The 18,054-nt window shown below is 65.3% G+C and carries 23 protein-coding genes; 9 read left to right on the top strand and 14 right to left on the bottom strand.

Annotated features, from left to right (window positions below; genetic code table 11):
- Positions 1–3: 3 nt before the first annotated feature.
- Positions 4–816, top strand: coding sequence for a winged helix-turn-helix domain-containing protein (locus G9463_RS00865; protein WP_121302562.1), 813 nt, complete (start codon positions 4–6; stop codon positions 814–816).
- A 295-nt stretch (positions 817–1,111) separates the two neighbouring features.
- Positions 1,112–1,345 carry an HTH domain-containing protein gene (locus G9463_RS00860; protein ID WP_004515058.1) on the top strand — a complete coding sequence of 78 codons (234 nt, stop codon included), beginning with the start codon at positions 1,112–1,114 and terminating at the stop codon, positions 1,343–1,345.
- 74 nt (positions 1,346–1,419) lie between these two features.
- Here G9463_RS00860 and G9463_RS00855 read toward each other — a convergent pair whose 3' ends face one another.
- Genes G9463_RS00855 through G9463_RS00845 form a run of 3 tightly spaced genes read right to left on the bottom strand, consistent with a single transcriptional unit; the run spans position 1,420 to position 4,277 of the window.
- A complete protein-coding gene (locus G9463_RS00855) occupies positions 1,420–1,974 on the bottom strand; it encodes a hypothetical protein (RefSeq protein ID WP_004958130.1) in 555 nt (184 codons plus the stop codon).
- Entirely contained in the window at positions 1,971–2,738 is a 768-nt protein-coding gene (locus tag G9463_RS00850) for a P-loop NTPase (RefSeq protein ID WP_121302564.1), read from the bottom strand. The genes G9463_RS00855 and G9463_RS00850 overlap by 4 nt, the downstream gene beginning before the upstream one ends.
- A gap of 60 nt (positions 2,739–2,798) precedes the next feature.
- A complete protein-coding gene (locus G9463_RS00845) occupies positions 2,799–4,277 on the bottom strand; it encodes a cobyric acid synthase (RefSeq protein ID WP_165895712.1) in 1,479 nt (492 codons plus the stop codon).
- A 75-nt stretch (positions 4,278–4,352) separates the two neighbouring features.
- On the opposite strand from G9463_RS00845, the gene G9463_RS00840 reads away from it, so the two are divergent.
- Positions 4,353–4,622 (top strand): hypothetical protein, encoded by a 270-nt coding sequence (locus G9463_RS00840; RefSeq protein ID WP_004958126.1) that lies wholly within the window; start codon positions 4,353–4,355, stop codon positions 4,620–4,622.
- Between the two features lie 25 nt (positions 4,623–4,647).
- Here the strand turns inward: G9463_RS00840 and G9463_RS00835 are convergent, their stop codons facing one another.
- The 7 genes from G9463_RS00835 to G9463_RS00805 form a co-directional block, all read right to left on the bottom strand.
- A complete protein-coding gene (locus G9463_RS00835; RefSeq protein WP_165895711.1) occupies positions 4,648–5,298 on the bottom strand; it encodes a cob(I)yrinic acid a,c-diamide adenosyltransferase in 651 nt (216 codons plus the stop codon).
- A gap of 69 nt (positions 5,299–5,367) precedes the next feature.
- Entirely contained in the window at positions 5,368–6,084 is a 717-nt protein-coding gene (locus G9463_RS00830) for an adenosylcobinamide amidohydrolase (protein ID WP_049919100.1), read from the bottom strand.
- Positions 6,077–7,135, bottom strand: a complete 1,059-nt coding sequence (locus G9463_RS00825; RefSeq protein WP_165895710.1) for a threonine-phosphate decarboxylase — start codon at positions 7,133–7,135, stop codon at positions 6,077–6,079. Before G9463_RS00825 ends, G9463_RS00830 begins: the two co-directional genes overlap by 8 nt.
- 65 nt (positions 7,136–7,200) lie before the next feature.
- On the bottom strand, positions 7,201–7,740 hold the full coding sequence (locus G9463_RS00820; protein WP_165895771.1) for an NTP transferase domain-containing protein: 540 nt from the start codon (positions 7,738–7,740) through the stop codon (positions 7,201–7,203).
- On the bottom strand, positions 7,740–8,543 hold the full coding sequence (gene cobS, locus G9463_RS00815) for an adenosylcobinamide-GDP ribazoletransferase (protein ID WP_165895709.1): 804 nt from the start codon (positions 8,541–8,543) through the stop codon (positions 7,740–7,742). Before cobS ends, G9463_RS00820 begins: the two co-directional genes overlap by 1 nt.
- Positions 8,534–9,457: a CobD/CbiB family cobalamin biosynthesis protein gene (locus tag G9463_RS00810; RefSeq protein ID WP_165895708.1), complete on the bottom strand. Its 924-nt coding sequence runs from the start codon at positions 9,455–9,457 to the stop codon at positions 8,534–8,536. The genes cobS and G9463_RS00810 overlap by 10 nt, the downstream gene beginning before the upstream one ends.
- Entirely contained in the window at positions 9,451–10,089 is a 639-nt protein-coding gene (locus tag G9463_RS00805) for an HAD family hydrolase (RefSeq protein WP_165895707.1), read from the bottom strand. The genes G9463_RS00810 and G9463_RS00805 overlap by 7 nt, the downstream gene beginning before the upstream one ends.
- Positions 10,090–10,286: 197 nt before the next feature.
- On the opposite strand from G9463_RS00805, the gene G9463_RS00800 reads away from it, so the two are divergent.
- Positions 10,287–10,667, top strand: coding sequence for a translation initiation factor IF-5A (locus G9463_RS00800; protein WP_004515075.1), 381 nt, complete (start codon positions 10,287–10,289; stop codon positions 10,665–10,667).
- Positions 10,668–10,669: 2 nt separating this feature from the next.
- Positions 10,670–11,473: an agmatinase gene (gene speB / locus G9463_RS00795; RefSeq protein WP_165895706.1), complete on the top strand. Its 804-nt coding sequence runs from the start codon at positions 10,670–10,672 to the stop codon at positions 11,471–11,473.
- Between the two features lie 35 nt (positions 11,474–11,508).
- On the opposite strand, the gene G9463_RS00790 is transcribed toward speB, so the two are convergent.
- On the bottom strand, positions 11,509–12,534 hold the full coding sequence (locus G9463_RS00790) for an amidohydrolase family protein (RefSeq protein ID WP_121302576.1): 1,026 nt from the start codon (positions 12,532–12,534) through the stop codon (positions 11,509–11,511).
- Positions 12,535–12,639: 105 nt separating this feature from the next.
- On the opposite strand from G9463_RS00790, the gene G9463_RS00785 reads away from it, so the two are divergent.
- Positions 12,640–13,608 (top strand): alpha/beta fold hydrolase, encoded by a 969-nt coding sequence (locus tag G9463_RS00785; RefSeq protein WP_165895705.1) that lies wholly within the window; start codon positions 12,640–12,642, stop codon positions 13,606–13,608.
- A 211-nt stretch (positions 13,609–13,819) separates the two neighbouring features.
- Here G9463_RS00785 and G9463_RS00780 read toward each other — a convergent pair whose 3' ends face one another.
- Complete coding sequence (locus G9463_RS00780; RefSeq protein WP_370457886.1) at positions 13,820–14,560, bottom strand: CheF family chemotaxis protein; 741 nt, start codon at positions 14,558–14,560, stop codon at positions 13,820–13,822.
- Positions 14,561–14,741: 181 nt separating this feature from the next.
- Between G9463_RS00780 and G9463_RS00775 the strand changes: the two genes are divergently transcribed.
- From G9463_RS00775 to G9463_RS00765, 3 genes are read left to right on the top strand one after another with little or no spacing between them, the layout of a single operon-like run.
- A complete protein-coding gene (locus G9463_RS00775) occupies positions 14,742–15,539 on the top strand; it encodes a hypothetical protein (RefSeq protein WP_007188752.1) in 798 nt (265 codons plus the stop codon).
- Between the two features lie 51 nt (positions 15,540–15,590).
- Entirely contained in the window at positions 15,591–16,355 is a 765-nt protein-coding gene (locus tag G9463_RS00770; protein ID WP_165895704.1) for a Nif3-like dinuclear metal center hexameric protein, read from the top strand.
- A 4-nt stretch (positions 16,356–16,359) separates the two neighbouring features.
- The gene (locus G9463_RS00765; protein WP_127014288.1) at positions 16,360–16,923 is read left to right on the top strand and encodes a transcription elongation protein SprT; all 564 of its coding nucleotides are present in this window, start codon (positions 16,360–16,362) and stop codon (positions 16,921–16,923) included.
- Here G9463_RS00765 and G9463_RS00760 read toward each other — a convergent pair whose 3' ends face one another.
- Together G9463_RS00760 and G9463_RS00755 are read right to left on the bottom strand one after the other, a co-directional pair.
- The gene (locus tag G9463_RS00760) at positions 16,924–17,253 is read right to left on the bottom strand and encodes an AzlD domain-containing protein (RefSeq protein ID WP_004958093.1); all 330 of its coding nucleotides are present in this window, start codon (positions 17,251–17,253) and stop codon (positions 16,924–16,926) included.
- On the bottom strand, positions 17,243–17,935 hold the full coding sequence (locus G9463_RS00755; RefSeq protein WP_004958091.1) for an AzlC family ABC transporter permease: 693 nt from the start codon (positions 17,933–17,935) through the stop codon (positions 17,243–17,245). Before G9463_RS00755 ends, G9463_RS00760 begins: the two co-directional genes overlap by 11 nt.
- Positions 17,936–18,054: the final 119 nt, after the last annotated feature.

Raw genomic sequence — 18,054 nt, 5'->3', positions numbered from 1 at the left:
CCAATGGCGGAGGGTCCAGACGACACCGGTTTCGAGGACTGCCAGTTCCTTACTGGGTCACCACAGCGGTTCGCGGTGTTGGCCCAGCTCCGGGAGCGACCGGCACGGCCCACCGACCTGTGTGATACAGTGGATGCGACGCGAACCACAATTCAGCGGATACTCGCGGGCTGCACCGAGCGGCAGTGGGTCGTCAAGCGGGACGGCGAGTATCAACTCACGGTGACTGGGCAACGAGTGTTCGACCAGTATAGCACGCTTCTCAGCGAAATCGACCAGGCACGGACAGTCGGCCCGCTGGCTGCCCATCTCGGCGCTATCGCAGTAGACCTCCCGCCGGAGCTGCTAGACCCTGAGTGTCTCACGACGAGTTCCGAACAGAACCCCCTAGCCGCGATTGATCGGTTCACGGACTGGCTGCACGAGGTCAATGGCGACGTTCGAGCCATCTCGCCTATCGTAACGTCGGTGTTCAACGATGCCGCGGTGGAGCTGCTCGAAACGGGGACACATATCGAGTTCATTATTGACCACAGTGTCCTCGAACGGTCCGCGTCCGACTTCTCAGATGCACTGGATCGAGGCCTCGAACACGAGAACATCGACACGTACGTCCACGACACCACGCTCGATATCGGTCTCGCACTGGACCGCTCGCGGGTCTGTCTGGCGGCCTACGACGACCGGAACAACCTCCGGGCGATAGCGGAATCTGACGCTACAGCAGTGTATCACTGGGCTGAGACAGTGTTCGACCGATACCGGGAGCGTTCACAACCGCTCGCGGCAGTTCTGTCTGTACAGGAAAAGAACTGATAACGCGCTGGTATGGAAGGGCCGAAGGGAGCACTGGTCGCGCTCCAGCACTTACTGGAGGGCGGGATGGCGTATCCCCGGAATAGAATATAGCTGGGGGGTGTCTATACTTATTCGCTGTAACTGTTTCGGGAGCCAACATATGTTACAGGGCCTGTAACAGCCCTGATTTTCATGCCTCTGTGCTCTGACGTTCCTGAATCTTTTTCGACAACAATAGGCTGTGTTTCTATACTTTCACCCAGAATGAAATAATAGCCGACAGTATAAGTATGTGGCAATCGTTGACAGAAGTATGTCTCCGCCTGGACGAGAGATCCAGTACACTGAATCGGACGTTATCGAGGTGTTCAAACACCGAAACGATTACGCGGAGCCACTCACGGCGTCGGAGGTGGCGGACAGACTCGGCTGCTCGCGCCGAACCGCACTGAACAAACTCCACGACCTCGAATCAGAGACAGATATCACGAGCAAGAAAGTCGGCGGACGGTCGCGGGTGTGGTGGATCCCGGTCCGAGCAGACTGATCTCGACTGGTGTAGAGTACGGCCGGACAGTGCCGACCTCGGCGGGTGTATCGAACTCCAGCTAGGCGAACCCCTCAGAAATCCCACTCCTGAGCGCGTTCGCGGGCCTCCGAGCGCGCCTGCTGTTTGATCGCCTCGATTTTCTCCGCATCGTCAAGGAACGCTTCGACAGCGCTCTGTTCTCCGGGTCTGGACTCAGTTGCTGTCGCCTCGTCGTCCGTTGTCGACAGCCGCTCGTCGGGGGCCGCCCGCCGCGTGCTGTCGGCCAGCGCCGGGTCGCCACCAAGCCGTTCGGCGGGCATCCCGGGCGGGACTCGCAGGTCGGCTGCTTCGTGTGCCGATTCGAGGTCGGCGGCGTCGAGTGCGTACAGTGAGACGTGATACGGGCCGGGAATGGCGAGGTCTGCAAGCGCCGGCGGGCCACCGCGGTCCGTCCCAGTGTGGTAGGCTAACGCCGGGACGCCGTCGGTAAACGTGATGACGCCCCGGCCCTCGCCGTCGAGCAGGAGCGTCTTCTGGGACTCGAAGACGGCGTAGCCGGTCAGCTCTCGGTCGAGCACGTCCGCGAGTGTGTCCCGCGGGTCCGTGACGACGCGTGACTTGTCGAGTCGGCCGCGGGGTAACTTCATAGTGACTCGGGGATGACAGCGCTCTGGAACCGGTCGGCGGCGTCGGCGGCCGTCCCGTTCTGGACTGTGAGCGTCTCTGCGGCCGCTCGGTAGGCTGTTGCCGCCTCACATTCGGGGGCGTGAGCAAGGAGTGGCCGGCCAGCACGGCGTGCTTCGCGGGCGCGCTCGCTCTCGGGAACTGACGCGAGCGTCGGCCCGTCGAAGTACCGCTCGGTCTTCTCGGAGACTTGTTCGATAGACTCGGACTCGCGGACCTTGTTGAACAGGAGGCCAGCAACGTCCGTATCGTAAGTCGTCGCGTACTCCTGAACCTTCAGCCCGTCCGAGATGGCTGGAATCGTTGGCTGGAGGACAACAACGATGCGGTCGGCCAGCACGATTGGCAGGACTGCGGTCCGGCTGTCTAACGCCGGTGGCGAGTCCAGCAGAATGATATCCGTGTCTTCTGCAAGCGCCGCAACCACGTCTCGAAGCCGGCCCGGGTCGGCGTCCCTGAAGCCGTCCAGACTCGTTCCGCAGGGGACGACAGTCATCCCGAACCGGTCGTACGTGGCTGCCTCGACGGGCGCGTCAGCAGCCAGTACATCGTGCAGCGTCGTCTCCGCATCTGAGAGGCCGGCGTGAAAGAGGAGGTTCGCCATGCCCGTGTCAGCGTCGACGACTGTCACGTCGTAGCGGTCGGCAAGCGCCATCCCGAGAGCGACGGTGCTCGTCGTCTTGCCAGTTCCGCCCTTCCCACTGGCGACCGCGAACACTTCGACCATTGGAGAATATTGCGAGCTAGCTGCATATAAATTTCCGGTATCTAAGAAAGTATCAAACACTCACTGGTCGGACAGTCCGAGCGGCCCGAGGTCGACGTGGTCGGTGATGAGACCGGCCGCTCGTTCGTACGGGTCGCCGTCGGCTCGCCCGGTTGCCGCCGGGAGGACAGTACCAGCACTCTCGAATGTATTTCTCACGAAGGCATCTCTGGCAGTGTCGTTGATGAAGAGGTCATGGAGGTAGGTTCCAAGAACGGTATCGGTGGCCGCGCCGTCACCGTCGAAGGGACGGGCCGCCGCACCCGTCAGCTTCGAGTCGCCCATGTGAATCTCGTAGCCCTCGACGGTTCCGCTTGCCCCGGAGAGTGGGCCGACGCCATCGATATCTCGCTGGACGTGTTCCACGGTCTTCGATTCGCTGAATTCCGTCGTCACCGGGAGCAAGCCCAGTCCCTCGACACGGTCCGCATCGCCGGTCCCCTCTATTGTGGCGTTCGTGATCGCTTCGCCGAGCATCTGGTAGCCGCCACAGAGGCCGACGACGGGGCCGTCAAACGCCCGTAGTCGGTCACCGAATCCAGCGTCGGTAAGCGTCAGCAGGTCGTCGACAGTGTTCTTACTCCCCGGCAAGACCACCGCGTCGGCGTCGTCGAGGGCGGCATCAGGCGGGATGTACGCGACCCTGACGCCAGGCTCGTGGGCGAGCGGCTGGAGGTCGGTAAAGTTCGAGATGCGCGGGAGCCGCGGGACCGAGACGGTGACGCTCTCAGCGTCGGGAACGGCGTCATTGTCGCCGACGACAGACCGCTCGCCGACTGGCGGCAGCGCGACGCTGTCTTCCTCGGGAAGCCCGGGGTCGTCGTGTGGAAGCACGCCGAGGACGGGAACGCCGGTTCGGTCCTCGAACGCATCGATGCCCGGGTCAAGCAGCGACTGGTCGCCACGGAACTTCGTGATGACCGCGCCGGCCACCTGCTTGCGGATGTCGTCGGGGACCAGTTCCAGCGTCCCAACGAGCGACGCGAACACGCCGCCGCGCTCGATGTCCGCGACGAGCAGGATGTCGGCATCGGCAAAGCGCGCCGTCTCGATGTTTGCTAGGTCGCGGTCGTGGAGATTGATTTCGGCGATGGAACCCGCGCCCTCGGCGACAATCACGTCGTGGGATTGCGCGAGTCGGTCGTGGGCCGCACGAGCGGTCTCCAGCGCGTCCTCCCAGTGCTCGTCGTAGTAGCCTCGCGCCTCGAAGTGGCCGACCGCATCGCCGTCCAGAATGAGCTGTGATTCGCCGTCACCCCGCGGTTTCAGCAGCACTGGATTGTGGTCGGTCGACGGCGCTGCGCCGGCTGCGCGGGCCTGAACGTACTGCGAAACACCGACTTCGCCGCCCGGTGTCGCCCGGGCGTTGTTGCTCATATTCTGGGCTTTGAACGGCGCGACCGAGACACCACGGTCGGCCAGATAGCGACAGAGCCCGGCCGCGACGGTCGACTTGCCGACGTGGCTGGCCGTCCCGGCGACCAGCAGCGTGTTGGCCATTACGACGGTCTGGGGCCGCCTGAAACATCAGTGGTTCGGCGAGAGTTCTTTGTCTCGGCCTGCCGAAGTTTGTCCGTGACCGACGAACGACTCCAAGCCCTCCACGAACACCTCACGAAAACCGGGGAGCGGCCGGTCGAACGCACGGCCAGCCGCTGGCTCGGGGAGGCGGAGGCCGTCGCCGCCGACATTGCTGAGGGAGACCCCTCTGAGGACGTGCTAACCGAGCGGCTGGCGACGGTCGACCACATTCTATCACACGTCGACAGCACCGACGATGCCGTTGCCGACGACCACGTCGAAGCGGCTCGCGAGATTGTTGATGCCCTGCTGGCCGAGCGGTAAGTACCTCTCTTGGACGCCGGGACGCTCAGAACTCCGTGCCCTTCCGCGCGCCCTGACCGGCGTCGATTGGGTGTTTCTCCTTGCTGACTTCCGTGACAAGGTCCGCATGGTCGGTCAGGAACTCCGGCCGCTCGTGTCCGCCTGTGAGGACGAGTTCGAGGCCGTCGGGCTTGGCCGCAATAAGCTCAAGTACGTCCTCGGGGTCGACGAGGCCGCGGTTCGCGGCGTAGAGAACTTCGTCGAGGACGAGCATATTGACCCCCTCCTCTGGCGGACCGTCGGCGTCCTGTGGCGTCAAAAGGTCGGCGTCGGCGCTGGCCTGCACAATCTCTTGGGCGCGGTCGAGCGCGCCTTTCGCACGAGCCTCGTGTTCGTCGTCCTCGCTCCCGTCGAGGAAGCCGTGCCAGCCGTAGTGGCCGGCGTTCTCGTAGGAAAACCCTGGGAGCGCGGCGATGGCGTTGTACTCGCCGCGCACGTCTTCGACGGTGCTGGTCCCGCCTTTCATGAACTGCAGGAGGTGGACGCGGTAGCCGTGACCGACGGCACGGGTCGCCATCCCCAGCGCCGCCGTCGTCTTGCCCTTGCCGTCGCCCCACCAGACTTGCACCAGCCCGAACTCCTCGGGCACACTCGGACTGATGGGCTCGGCGGTCGGTCCGGCCGTGTTGTCGCTCATATCCGTTTGTTCGGTTGGATTCTGTTTAGCCGTTTGGACTCCGGGACCGTCGTGGGATACACTGTCCTCTCACGGCTCGAAAATCTCGGTATCCCGGTCGGTGACGACGCCGTACTCCGCGCCGTCGACGGTCGGCAGGGCGTCGCCCCCATAGCGGGCGGCCAGACTCGCTCTGATAGCATCGCGGACACAGACGCGGGTAGCGGCCCCAATTTCGGTCGCACTCCCGGCGAAAGAGGCGCGCTCGGCGCTCGGGACACAGCCGACGATGGCCGCGTCCGAGGTGGTTCCGGGGACGCTTGCCGCGTCTAGCAGCGTCGCAGCCTTCGCCTCGACGGCGGTGGCGAGCAGCGTCGCCAGCGCGCCCTCGTCCAGCGCCCGGTCGACACCGACGATGAGATTGACCGTCCCGGGCCGCCAGTCGGGGCTGTCCGCCGGATTCGACGCAGTCCCGTCGGAGCCGTCGGCTGTCTCCGCTGCCGACATCGGCAACGCGGCGGGGTTCGAGAGACCCGCTGTTGCCAGCACCGACACCGACCCGCTCCGGGCACAGCGGGCGTGTTCCATGTGAACACCAGTGAGCAACGTCGGGCCGACGGCGAAGCCGGCACCAGACAGCCGCTCGGCGCGGTAGGCGTCGAGGTCGGTCCGCTCGAACCCCTCGGGGACGGTGACGTTGTAGACGGCGTCCGCGGTCCGGTAGCCGCCGTCCCACGCTGTCGAGAGCCAGCGTGCTCCCTCGCGGCGAATCTGGCAGACGCTATCCCGAACGGTCGTCTCAAACATCCAGCGCATCCAGCAGCCGGTCGTTTTCTTCGGGAGCCCTGATAGCAACGCGGATGTGCGAGTCCAGCCCCCGGAAGGTGCGGGCATCCCGGAGTGCGATACCAGCCTCGCGGGCCGAGGCGAGGATATCGTCGACGGACTCGTCGGCCTCGCTGACTGACAGCAACAGGAACGGCGCATCGGAGGGGGACACGTCGAAGCGGTCGCCGAGACGCTCGCGCATCCGTGCCCGCTCGTCAACGATGCGGGCTTTCGTCTCCGCGACGAACTCGTGTTGTCCGTAGCAGTGTGCGCCCACCGCGGCCGCGGCAGCGCTCATCGACCAGGCACGTCGCGCGGTGGCGAGGCGGTCCCCGGCGTCGCCGGTCCCGACGGCATAGCCCATCCGGATGCCGGGGAGGCCGAATAGCTTCGTCAGCGAGCGTGCGACGATGACGCCCTCACAGCCCGCCAGCGACTGCTCGTCGGTGAACCCGAGAAAGGCCTCGTCAACCAGTAGCGTCGTCCCGGCGTCGAGACAGTCATCGGCGAAGGCCCGGAGCGCCGCCGGGTCCGCTGTCTCGCCGGTCGGATTGTTCGGGTTGCAGACGATGGCGAGCGCGTGACTGTCCGGGTCGGCGGTCAGCAGTTCGTCGTGTGGAACAAACTCCGGCGTCCCGCCCTGAAGCCGGACTTCGCGGGCATACTCGCCGAAGCTAGGGTACGGGACGAGGACGCTGTCACCCGCTCGAACCGTCGTCTGAATCGCCAGCCGTATGGCTTCGAGGCCGCCGGCCGTGGGTATCACCTGCGCCGGGTCGCAGTCGACAAAGGACGCCGCAGCCTCGCGGAACTCGGGGTAGTCATCCGCCGGATACGAGCGGGCTGTGTCGAACGCCTCCCGGTACGCTTCCGCGGTCTCCGTCGGAACGCGGGGGTTCGTGTTCGCGCTGAAATCCAGGAGGTCCGGGTCGTCGCTACTGCCGTGTGGCACGCGTCCGTCCGGACCGATGGCGTCTCCGGGTCCCTCGCCGCCACTTGCCCGCAAGCCCTCGACCGAATCAGGGTCCATTGACAGTGGCTACGGTGGGCGATGTGGAGAAAGTTTCGTGGCGGCTCGGTGTCCACTGCATATGGTTACAGCCACTGTTCCGCTACGCGCGCATCAGCGAGCGTGTTGACGTTGACTGCGACACGTCGGTCCCATGTGAGCCAGGCGTCGTCGGGGCCATCGCCGACGACGTTGATGCCCGTCGGCGCGACTTCTCGGTTGCCGCTTTCGAACGTCGTGTCGTCGCTGACGCCAAGCTCGCGCTTCAGCGAGGCCGGGACCAGAACTGACAGCGAGCCACCGCTATGCCTGTCGAGCACGCGGTCAACTATCTCGCCGTCAAGCAGCGGCAGGTCCGCCGCGACCGTCAGCACCGGCTGGGAGAGCCGGTCGTCATTCAGCGCCGCGTTGAGGTCTGCGACGTACCCCTCTCCCGGCGTCTCGATGCAGGGAACGTCCAGACAGGACTGCGTTTCCGGTGCGTTTGGCGACGTTGCGGCGATAATTCTCTCGACGGCACTATCTTCGAGTGCACCGACGACACGGCCGACCATCGGGACGCCGCCGATTCGAAAGAGCGGCTTCTCGACCTTGGTGTCGAGCCGCGTCCCGCGACCGCCACACATCACGAGAGCGTCCACGCGAGCACCCCCCAGTCGACGAGCGGTATCGACCAGACGCCACCGAACAGCGACCACACGGCGACGCCGACGTGGAGCGCGACGGCGCGCGTGAGTTCGTTGGCCGCGCCGAAGGCGTCGCCGCTGACGCCGCCCAGTCGCTGGTCGGCCCAGTTTGAGAGACCTAGCGCCAGCAGCGGGCCGGTAAGAACTACGACTGTGGCTGCCGGAACAGCGATAATGGCGGCCGGGAGTGAGACGGCGAGTGCGCCGACGAGGTGGCGCGGGCCGTTCCCGTCGATGACCGTCGCGCCGAACCCCTCGTGGCTCGGGCGGCCGATGCAGGCCAGCGTCGCCATCGCCAGCTTCGCCCCTACCTCGGCGGCGAGGACCAGCGAAACGGCGACCAGCGGCGGGAGCCGGGCGACAGCCAGCGCGGCCAGTGCGAGCGTGAGGAGGACGGTCCCCAGCGCGAGGACGGCCCCGACGCCGATGGTCGTGTCCCGCATCACGTCGCGGCGCGTCTCGGGGTCGCCATGGACAACGGCAGCGTCTCCGAGGTCAGCGAGGCCGTCGGCGTGGTTGACACCGGTGACGAGGACGACGCTCCCGAGGTACGCCGCGGCGACGACCGGGGCTGGGAGCAGGCCGGCAGCGAGAAACGGGAGTGCGACGAGGCCGCCGACGACGTAGCCGGCAAGCGGGAACGCTGCCGGCGTCCCGACGAAGGCGTCCCACGCCTGTTGGCTGTGGCCAACCGGGAGCCGTGAGAGGAACCCGAGCGCCCCCCGGACCGCAGTCAGAACCACGCGACCACCCCCAGAGCGGCCAGCACGTACGCCAGCACCCCGGCGACGCCGACCCGCGTCACGCTGCGCTGGGCCGTCGCCACGTCGGGGAGTCCTCTCGCAGGGTTCAGGACGTACACGCCCGGCTTCTCCAGCCGAACGTCGAGCGCCGCGGCGGCCGTCCCCATCGGCCACCCGGAGTTCGGCGAGGGGACGCCGTCCAGCCAAGCTCGGGCGCGGGTTACGGACCCCGGCGACCCACAGGCGAGGGCAAGCAGGAGCGCGCTCGCCCGAGCCGGGAGCCACATCACGGCGTCGTCGAGCCGCGCCGCAGGTGTCCCGACGCGTTTCAAGCGGTAGCCCAGCATCGAATCCATCGTGTTGACGGCCTTGACCCACGCCGCTGCACCGGCAGCGACGGGAAGCGCTGGCAGGCCGACGCCCGTAGCGACGAGTCCCCCTCCAACGAAGGCGGCCAGCGACGCGACGAGGCCGTCGGCGAGGTTCTCCGACGCGCTCTCGACGGCGGCGCTCCGGACCTCGCCCGCAGAGAGAGCGCTGGCGTCGCGACCGGCGAGTGCGAGTAGCCCGTCCCGAGCAGCCGGGAGGTCGGTGTCGGTGTCAGCGATGACGCCCCGTGCGGTCGAAAGGAGACTGCGGAGACTCGTGGTCAGGAATAGCGTGAGGCCGGCGAGCGTGACGGCAGCGAGGGGCGCGACACTGGCGGCGAGTGCGACGCCGCCACCGACGACGACAGCAACTCCAACAGGCAACAGCGCCGCGGCAAGTCCCCCGACCGCAAGCGGGTAGTCCCACTCACGGTCGACCGCTCCGACGAGCCGTCCGAACCACGCAACCGGATGCAAGCGGGTCGGCGGCTCACCGATTGCGAGTTCCAGCCCGCCGGCGACGGCCACTGCCAGCGCGCTCAACACAGTTCGTCCTCCCGGAGTTGTTCGGCTATCGCCGGGAGCGAGTCGTCCTCAAGCAGTATCGATTGTGCGCCCACGCGACCCGCGCCGCCGTCCGTCCGGGCGTCGTCACCGACGTGGACGAGGTCGGCAAGCGCCACGTCGAGTGCGTCGGCGGTCGACTCGAAGATATTTGGATGGGGTTTTCGCCAGCCGCAGTCGATGCTGGTGATGACGGCGTCGAACGAGTGGTCGCTCCGGGCTTCGATGGTTGCTCGTTCCAGCGTTCGCTCGACCAGCCCTGGGACGCTGCAGTTCGAGCAGACAGCGACCGGGCCTCGCTGTGCGGCGGCGTCCAGCGCGTCGATGGCCCCCTCACGGACCGTGACCGGGCTGTCGAACGCGTCGAGGACGGCTTCGGTCGCTGTTTCCTCGGTGACCTCGATTCCACGGCTGGCAAGCGCTAGTCGAACGTGCTCGTCAAGCGGCGCTTCCCGACCGCGGTCGTACTCACGATGGGCCGAACGGTAAGCGTCCTCCCAGTCGTTCGGGACCCGAACCGACCGGGCCGCAAGCGACTCCGCGACGGCGTCCCACGGCTCCGACGGCCGGTCTGCCGTAACGAGCGTCCCGAACAGGTCGAACGAGAGTGCCACACCTGTGTGGTTAGTGCAAGCTCACTTGAACTGTGGGGTAGCTGCGGGAACGGTCGGGGTACGCGGTGCTGCTGTCGGGCGTTCTGGACGTGTGTGACCTACATTTTAGGCGAACTCGGCTACAGAGCGGGAGTCACGACGGGTCTGGCTTGCGGCATTCCAAACCGTTTATACCCAAACAGGGGTAATCCGGCGGTATGGCAAGAGAGCAGACCGAAGTTCGAGAGCTCGACGAAGGAAGCTACGTCATGATTGAAGACACACCGTGTAAGATCAACTCCTACAGCACGGCCAAGCCGGGCAAACACGGCAGTGCCAAGGCCCGAATCGACGCCAAGGGCGTCTTCGACGGAAAGAAGCGCTCGCTGTCACAGCCCGTCGACGCGAAGGTCTGGGTCCCGATTGTCAACCGGAAGCAGGGGCAGGTCGTCTCCACTGACGGCAACGACGCCCAGGTAATGGACCTCGACACGTATGACACGTTCACGATGCGCGTTCCGGAGGACATCGACCTGCAGCCTGACGACGAGATCGAGTACCTCCAGTACGAAGAGCAGCGCAAGATCACACGCTCGTAACGATGCTGCCCGGTGCGGGGGCCGACCGCAGGGCGGCCGACTACGCGATCGTGGGCGCGCCGCTTGACGCATCGACATCGTTTCGCCCCGGCGCACGCTTTGGCCCCGACCGCATCCGCAAATTCGGCCAGCAGTTCGACGACTACGACCACCGCACCGACCAGCACTTCACTGATTGTTCCGTCTACGACCACGGCGACATCGGTCCCACGGCCGACGTTGCCGAGTACCTCACGTATCTTCAGGGTACCCTCTCGGATTTCAGCAGCGACAGGGCTGTCCCGCTCGTCGTCGGCGGCGAACACACTGTTTCGGTCGCTGGCGTGCGCGCGCTCGCTCCGGACGTGTTTGTCTGTCTGGACGCACACCTCGACTTGCGGGAATCCTACGCCGGCGACGAGTACTCTCATGCGACGGTGACCAACCACGCGCTCTCGGTGGCCGACGAAGCGGTCGTACTGGGCGCACGCACTGGCTCGGAAGCCGAATGGGACCGCGCGAGCGAAGCCGACGTGACCGTGGTTCCGCCCGAAGACGTTGCCGACTGGTCGCCCGCGTTCGACGACGAGCGGGTGTACCTCTCTGTGGACATCGACGCCGCCGACCCCGGGTTCGCGCCGGGCACCGGGACGCCGGAGCCGTTCGGCCTCGACCCACGCGAGATGCACGACGTGGTCCGGGCCGTCGCACCCCAGGCCGTCGGTTTCGACGTCGTCGAGGTCAACGACCGCGACGACGGGCAGGCGGCGACGCTGGCCGCGAAACTCCTTCGGGCGTTCGTGTTCGCCCACGCGGACCAGCGCTAATCGAAAAGATATCCGAGTCTCTTCCAGCCGTCGCGTTAGCAGATGACCCGGTCGATATCTAGCGGAGATGCCCGCCGGACAACTGCGTCAACTGGGTCAGCGACCGCCGAGAGGTTATCCGAGTCGCCATCGAGGACCAGTAGCGCGGCCCGGCGACCGGGTTCGATGACACCGCAATCGAGACCGACTGCTTCCGCTCCAGCGGTCGTCGCCATTCGAAGTACCGTCCGCGAAGAGAGGTCAAACGTTTTCGCGGTGTACTCCATCTCACGGAACATAGACGGGGCATTCAGCATCACGTTGTCCGTCCCAAGCGCTACGTCTGTGTACTCAAGCAGCGTCTCAATCGGTGGCCGGCCGACCCCGAGGACGCGGTTTGCACGGGGACAGACCGCGATGGGGACGTTCTGGTCGGCGACCCGTTCGAGGTGCTCCGCCTCGGCATGGACCATGTGGACCAGCAGGTCCGGGTCCAGATCCAGCGCCGGGTGGATATCGGTGGCGTCCGGTTCGCCGGCGTGGATAGCGAACGGAACCGCGCGCTCCTCGGCAGCGGCCCGCTCGGTGGTGAAATCGTCGTCGTTCGCGCCACTGGCACCGAACCCGTCAGCCACATCCAGCACCGCAGAGTCGTCGCTCCCGAAGATGAAGTCCTCAATATCGAGTCCCGAAGCGGCCTCGCGGAGCGCGGTTGCGCCGTCGACGCCGAACTCCCGGAAGTCGAGAAACGCTGCGGTACCGGTTCGCTGCATGAACCTGAGTGTGCGGTGCATCGCCGCAATCAGCGTCTCGTCGTCGGCCGCTTCGATTTGCTGGTGTTTCAGGCTGTCTGGCGGGACCACTGCTTCCTCCAACCCAAGCCCGACGGCTGCCTCCTTCGCAACAGAGTCGCCAATGTGGGTGTGTGCGTTCACGAACGCCGGCAGGACAATGCGGTCGTGGTCGCTCTCACGGGCCGGCGTCTCCTCGATGGCCGTTATGTACCCGTCTTCGACGACAACGTTGCCGTCGACCGGTTCGAACGACCGCCCGGCAAGGATGGTGCCCTCGATTCGCTCCATGCGATAGCGAGGGAGCGGAGCTATATGTGTCTCATGGAGACACAATCTGTTCTGTGCATCGTGAGCCACGGTACACTGATACGCCCGGCGCTGGACAGTCTACGTATGAGTGGCGGTACCACAGTTCCCGAGGACCGCGCGCTGTCGTCAGACGACTGGCCCCATCCAGCCGAGCGACGGTACGCGGACGCCCAGGCCCGCCTCGCCGACCACTACGACCTCGCCGTCGAGTCCAGAGTAACCGAGACAGACGCCGCGGGTCGCGTTCACTATCTCACCGGTGGGAACCCGGACGGCGACCCTGTCCTCCTCCTGCACGGCGTTGGGACGCCAGCAGCGACGTGGCTCCCCCTGTTCCCGGCGCTCACCAACGAGTATCGCGTGTACGCTCCCGACCGACCCGGTCTCGGCCTTTCGGCCGCTCCGAGCTACCAGGACCGGGACCTCCGGTCGTTTCTGGTGACGTACCTGCTGGAACTGCTCGATGACCTTGGGATTGACCGGCCCCACATGGTCGGCAACTCTCACGGCGGCCTCCAGTCGTTCCTGCTCGCAATCGACCACGACCGCGTGGACCGACTGCAACTGGTCGGTGCGCCGGGCGGCGTCTCGCGGGACCTCCCGCTCCTGTTTCGTCTGCTGACGGTTCGCGGTCTCAACCGCGTGTTGCTGTGGTTGCTCAACCGCGGCGACCCGGTCGAGAACGCGAGGCAGTCGATGCAGCGGGTCAATGTCGTCGACGCCTCGGCCATCCCTGAAGCGCTGTATGAACTGCTCGCAGTCGGGCAGGCCTTGCCCGGCCGGCCGGAGAGCCAGCGGTCGCTGGCGACGGCACAGGGGTCGTACGGCCGTGCCCACCCCCTCTTTGATATCCGGAACGAAATCGTGCGAATCGACCGCCCAACGCAGTTCGTCTGGGGGACGGAGGATGCTTTCTATCCGCCAGCTGTGGGCCGTTCCGTTACTGAAAAGATGTCACACGCCGAGTTTCACGAACTCCCGGGATACGGCCACACGCCGTGGCTGGAACCCAACGACGACGCCGTGACACTGGTCCGTGAATTTCTCGCCTGACTTGTATACAAAAAATTACAAAGTATACGACAGGTGAGTGAACAGCACTGGTCTGTTTTGTGTCTGTTGACATCTGGGTGGACCTCGGCTATCCCACCCACGGACGGCTTGCTCGGCGACGAGTACCCAGCCAAGCATTTCTAGCCGAACTTCGCCGTCTTCGAGCGTTACCAAGTCGTTCTCGATTAGTTCCTTGAGGAGGGCCGCCGGATCAGCTGATTCCTGTGACAGTACGCTTTTGGAATCTGTGCGCCCCCCCGTGTGTGTAAAGTCTCGTCAGGGTTCTGACGACCGGGGGCGGCGGGGCGAGTTCCCGAAGCTCCTGCCGCAGACGGCCGTAGCTGCGCCGAAGGTACCGCCCGAGCAGATTGAGCTTCCGCGGGGGGTTCAGCGACAGGTCGACACCCACGACGACTCCCTGTCTGACGTACTGAAGGTCGACAGCCAGTTCCCGACAGCCCAGTAGTTCCTTTTTACTGCGACTAACGCCCACGATGGTTTCGAGGTCGACGTTGAGCGGCTGTCTGATACCGGTGCACCCGACTTTTCCGGGGGTGACTCGGAGTTCTCCGATTTCAAAACGCCGGTCTGTCACGCGCCCGCCGATTGTCGCGGGGTGGCACACAGCTACCTCTGTGCCGTCAAGCAACTGTCGGAACAATAGCCCGCTGACCCGGTCTAATGTCGACTCTGACCCGCCTATGAATAGGGCGACGCGCTGTCCACCGCGTTCGAACCCGATTGTGAGTACCGTTCCCGAGAGCGCTTCCACCGCGGCCCGTGGTGGTTGTCCCAGCCTGATGTCGAAAATCTCGTCTAGTCCGGCTTCCTCCGCCAGCTGGTCGCCTTCGACAACGACACCTGCGTTGTCGAGACGGAACTGTGCCTGACTCGGCTCCGCGGAAACGGACGGACAGAACACAGTCGTCGAGAGCTCGACTGTCCGGGTCACGGTTGATTCTCTCCCGGAGCGTATTCTGTGGTCACACGGACAGCAAAGGGCCTGACTGGGGAGTCTCGACGCGTCCAATTTATCGCAGACAGTAACAGTACACCCGACGGGATGGCCACGGTGTATGTAGCAGCTATACCGGCATAAGCATTTTAGTAACCAGCATCTCCACGTAGCGGGTATGAACCAGCTATCGTCGTGTTACTTCTGTGGTGGCGCGCTCGATGTCTCGCTCTCCGAATATCCGATTATCCCGAAATCGCTGGACCCGGAAGCTGAGAAACAGGGGACTGTCGTTCTCTGCTCGACCTGCCGGGAGAAGCTCGCAACTATCGTCGAACCGGCCGTCGAGGCGGCGAAGGCGGACGCCCGCGAGACAGCGGAAACGGCTGGCGATGCCGGGACCACGGAGCCGCCGGGACTGCTGGACGAATCCGAGACGCCGACGACCGGCGGGCGGACGACCGATGAGCCGACGACCAGCGAGCAGACGACCGATGAGCCGACAACCACCGATAGCGTAGTCGAGCCGGCCGATGACGGCTCGCTGTTGGGCGACGATAGCGCGAGTGCAGCGGGACAGGAACAGTCGGCGCAGTCAGCGGAGACAGCGGACGCGGCTGCGGAGTCCGATTCGACGAACGTGGCAGCGGCGGACACCACGGACAGGCAAATGGCGGAGCCGACTGCGTCGAGTGGCTCAGCGGCCAAAACTGAGAGCGGAGACACCGAACGTGGTTCGGACAGCGACGACAACGATAGCAGCGATGACGGCCCGTCGCTGACGAAACTGGAGTACAACAAGGTGATGCGCTTGCTCCAGAACCGTGAGATGCCCGTTGACCGCGCGGAAATCCGCGAGGTTGCGGTCAACGCCTACGATATCGACGGCGAGCAGTTCGACGCCATCATCGACGCCGCGGTGGACCGGGGCCTCATCGGGCAGGCGAACGGCCAGTTAGTCGAATCGGACGGGTAGCCAGACGCCAGTAGAGAAAAGCATACCACCGGCCATCTCGAAGCCCGCGTTATGAATGCCGGAGACATTGCGGCACGTCTTGACGATAGACTCGACATCGAGGCTTACGCCGACATCGACGCCAGTCCGAACGGTCTACAGGTCGGGCCGGCGAGCCAACCGGTCGAACACGTCGCCTTCGCAGTCGATGCGGCCGTCGAGACCATCGACCGCGCCGACGAGGTGGGCGCTGACCTGCTCGTAACGCACCACGGCATCGTCTGGGGCGGGATGGAACGCGTGACCGGAACCAACTACCGCCGCGTCGCGCCGCTAATCGACAACGACCTCGCGCTGTACGTCGCTCACCTCCCGCTGGACGGCCACCAGTCGCTTGGTAACGCTGCCGGTGTTGCTGATCTGCTGGACCTCAACAACCGCGCGCCGTTCGGGGCGATGGGCGGCGAGTACATCGGCCAGCGTGGAACGCTCTCGGAGCCACAGACGGTCTCCGAACTCGCAGGTTCGCTTGAAGGCCTAGATACTGGCGGACAGCCAGTTCAGGTTCTGGACTTCGGCCCGTCGACTGTCGAGGACGTCGCCATCGTGACCGGGAGCGGCGTCGACTGGCTGCAAGAGGCGGTCGAGGCGGACGCTGACGTGCTCATCACCGGTGAGGGGAAACAGAAGGCCTTCCACGAGGCGCGCGAGCAGGGGATGCACGTCGTTCTCGCTGGCCACTACGCGACCGAAACGTTCGGCGTCCAGTCGCTCCAGACCGTCGTTGAGGACTGGGGGCTGGAGACGACCTACATCGACTGTCCGACCGGGCTCTGAGGCGATGGACGAGGGCGTTTCGTTCGAGGGCATCAACTCGGATGCGGACCTTATCGTCTGGTCACGACAGTACTGCAAGCGAGTCCGCCGCGAGCATGGCGTCTCGGTTCGGTTCGACCTCGTCGACTGGGAGGTGTCACACCGAGCCAAGCGACGGGCCGCCGCGGTCAAGCGGCCGAAACTGGACGCCGCCACTGTCGGCCAGCGGTACGACTGGGACAGTGTCGAGGGGAGCGACGGCCGCCCGCTTCCGTGTACGGTGTCGCTGACCTGGGACGCGTTTTCGGCCTTCGAGCGGGCGGTCTGGGAGGCGACGCTGCGCCACGAACTCATCCACGTTGAGCAGTACCAGCGCGACGGGACGACCGACCACGGCGAGGCTTTCCGGGAGCGGGCCGACCAGCTTGACACTGATATTCACTGTCCGGCCTTCACCGACCCGAAGCACGTCCTCACCTGCGGGGCGTGTGGCGACCTCGTCGCCCGTCGTTATCAGGACTGTCCGCTCGTCGAGCAACGCGAGCAGTACCGGTCGGACTGCTGTGGGGCCTCGCTGGAACTGGCTTGACTACAGCAGGAACCTGATAGCCCAGAGGACGCCCATTCCGGTCACCATCGTCGCGAATACGTCCTCGGTCCGCCAGGCGACACCTGCTGCGAGCGCGCCGGCGATGAACTTGTCTGGGGCGAAACTACTGGCGTCGAGGGTCACGAACGACGGGAGGACAAGCGCAGCAAGGACGGCGGCGGGGACGAACCGCAACACCCGCTTGACGACCGGCGGAATCTCGTCGAGCCGACCGAACAGCGCGATAAAGGAGAGCCGACAGGCGTACGTCAGCACGCCGATGACAGCGATGACACCGGCGATCTCAACTGGGCCGTAGTTAGTCGCCATCGGTGCCTCCCGTGGCGGACTCGGTGAGAACGCCAGCGGTGATGCCAACGCCGGCCGCGACGAGCAGCCCGAGGTTGAGCGGGAGCCCAGCGCCGACCACGGCGATGGCTCCACCGACGGCGGCGGCGACAGCGGTCGCTGCGTCCTCGATTGCAGGGACCAGAATCGCGAGGAAGACCAGCGGGATAGCGAATTCGAGACCCCAGGCGTCCGGGACGCCGGTCCCGAGTAGCGCCCCCGCGATAGTCGTGACCTGCCACACCGCCCAGAGCGTCACGGCGACGCCAAGGTAGTACCACTTCCGGTCGGTCTCGCTGTCGGACCGGTAGCTGGCGACCGACAGCGCGTACGCTTGATCGGTCAACACGTAGGCGAGCATCGCTTTCCACCGGCCGGTGAAATTTCGGAAGTACGGCGCGATTGATGCCGAGTACATCAGAAGCCGGAGGTTGATGACGACTGCCGTTGCAACGACAACCGTCAGCGGTGCGTTCTGCCCCAGCAACTCTAGCGCCGCGAGCTGTGATGCGCCGGCGAAGACAACCACCGACAATCCGACCGCGGCTGGCAGTCCCAGCCCGGCGTTAACCGTCGCGATGCCGGCAACGAGGCCAAACGGGATAATCCCCAGCAGAAGCGGCGCAACATCACGAACGCCGCGCCGAAACGAAGCGGTATCCATAGCTCTCCATCCAACGCAGGGGCGTCTAAGCCCTCCGTTTCAGTTGCGGTATGTGACGGCAAGTCGACACATGGTCCGTGCCCGTCGTGGCGAACCACGACGTTGAAACCCGCCCGCGC

Source organism: Haloarcula sp. JP-Z28 (assembly GCF_011440255.1).
In the GTDB taxonomy this organism is placed as follows: Archaea; Halobacteriota; Halobacteria; order Halobacteriales; family Haloarculaceae; genus Haloarcula; species Haloarcula marismortui.
Note: the sequence above shows the minus strand (reverse complement) of the source record. Positions and strands in the feature narration are given on the sequence as shown.

Bases quoted from the DNA above. Each gene is read 5' to 3' on its own strand.
- G9463_RS00865 (WP_121302562.1), top strand. From the start codon at position 4: ATGGCGGAGGGTCCAGACGACACCGGTTTCGAGGACTGCCAGTTCCTT.
- G9463_RS00860 (WP_004515058.1), top strand. From the start codon at position 1,112: ATGTCTCCGCCTGGACGAGAGATCCAGTACACTGAATCGGACGTTATC.
- G9463_RS00855 (WP_004958130.1), bottom strand. From the start codon at position 1,974: ATGAAGTTACCCCGCGGCCGACTCGACAAGTCACGCGTCGTCACGGAC.
- G9463_RS00850 (WP_121302564.1), bottom strand. From the start codon at position 2,738: ATGGTCGAAGTGTTCGCGGTCGCCAGTGGGAAGGGCGGAACTGGCAAG.
- G9463_RS00845 (WP_165895712.1), bottom strand. From the start codon at position 4,277: ATGGCCAACACGCTGCTGGTCGCCGGGACGGCCAGCCACGTCGGCAAG.
- G9463_RS00835 (WP_165895711.1), bottom strand. From the start codon at position 5,298: ATGAGCGACAACACGGCCGGACCGACCGCCGAGCCCATCAGTCCGAGT.
- G9463_RS00830 (WP_049919100.1), bottom strand. From the start codon at position 6,084: ATGTTTGAGACGACCGTTCGGGATAGCGTCTGCCAGATTCGCCGCGAG.
- G9463_RS00825 (WP_165895710.1), bottom strand. From the start codon at position 7,135: ATGGACCCTGATTCGGTCGAGGGCTTGCGGGCAAGTGGCGGCGAGGGA.
- G9463_RS00820 (WP_165895771.1), bottom strand. From the start codon at position 7,740: ATGTGTGGCGGTCGCGGGACGCGGCTCGACACCAAGGTCGAGAAGCCG.
- G9463_RS00800 (WP_004515075.1), top strand. From the start codon at position 10,287: ATGGCAAGAGAGCAGACCGAAGTTCGAGAGCTCGACGAAGGAAGCTAC.
- speB (WP_165895706.1), top strand. From the start codon at position 10,670: ATGCTGCCCGGTGCGGGGGCCGACCGCAGGGCGGCCGACTACGCGATC.
- G9463_RS00790 (WP_121302576.1), bottom strand. From the start codon at position 12,534: ATGGAGCGAATCGAGGGCACCATCCTTGCCGGGCGGTCGTTCGAACCG.
- G9463_RS00785 (WP_165895705.1), top strand. From the start codon at position 12,640: ATGAGTGGCGGTACCACAGTTCCCGAGGACCGCGCGCTGTCGTCAGAC.
- G9463_RS00775 (WP_007188752.1), top strand. From the start codon at position 14,742: ATGAACCAGCTATCGTCGTGTTACTTCTGTGGTGGCGCGCTCGATGTC.
- G9463_RS00770 (WP_165895704.1), top strand. From the start codon at position 15,591: ATGAATGCCGGAGACATTGCGGCACGTCTTGACGATAGACTCGACATC.
- G9463_RS00765 (WP_127014288.1), top strand. From the start codon at position 16,360: ATGGACGAGGGCGTTTCGTTCGAGGGCATCAACTCGGATGCGGACCTT.
- G9463_RS00760 (WP_004958093.1), bottom strand. From the start codon at position 17,253: ATGGCGACTAACTACGGCCCAGTTGAGATCGCCGGTGTCATCGCTGTC.
- G9463_RS00755 (WP_004958091.1), bottom strand. From the start codon at position 17,935: ATGGATACCGCTTCGTTTCGGCGCGGCGTTCGTGATGTTGCGCCGCTT.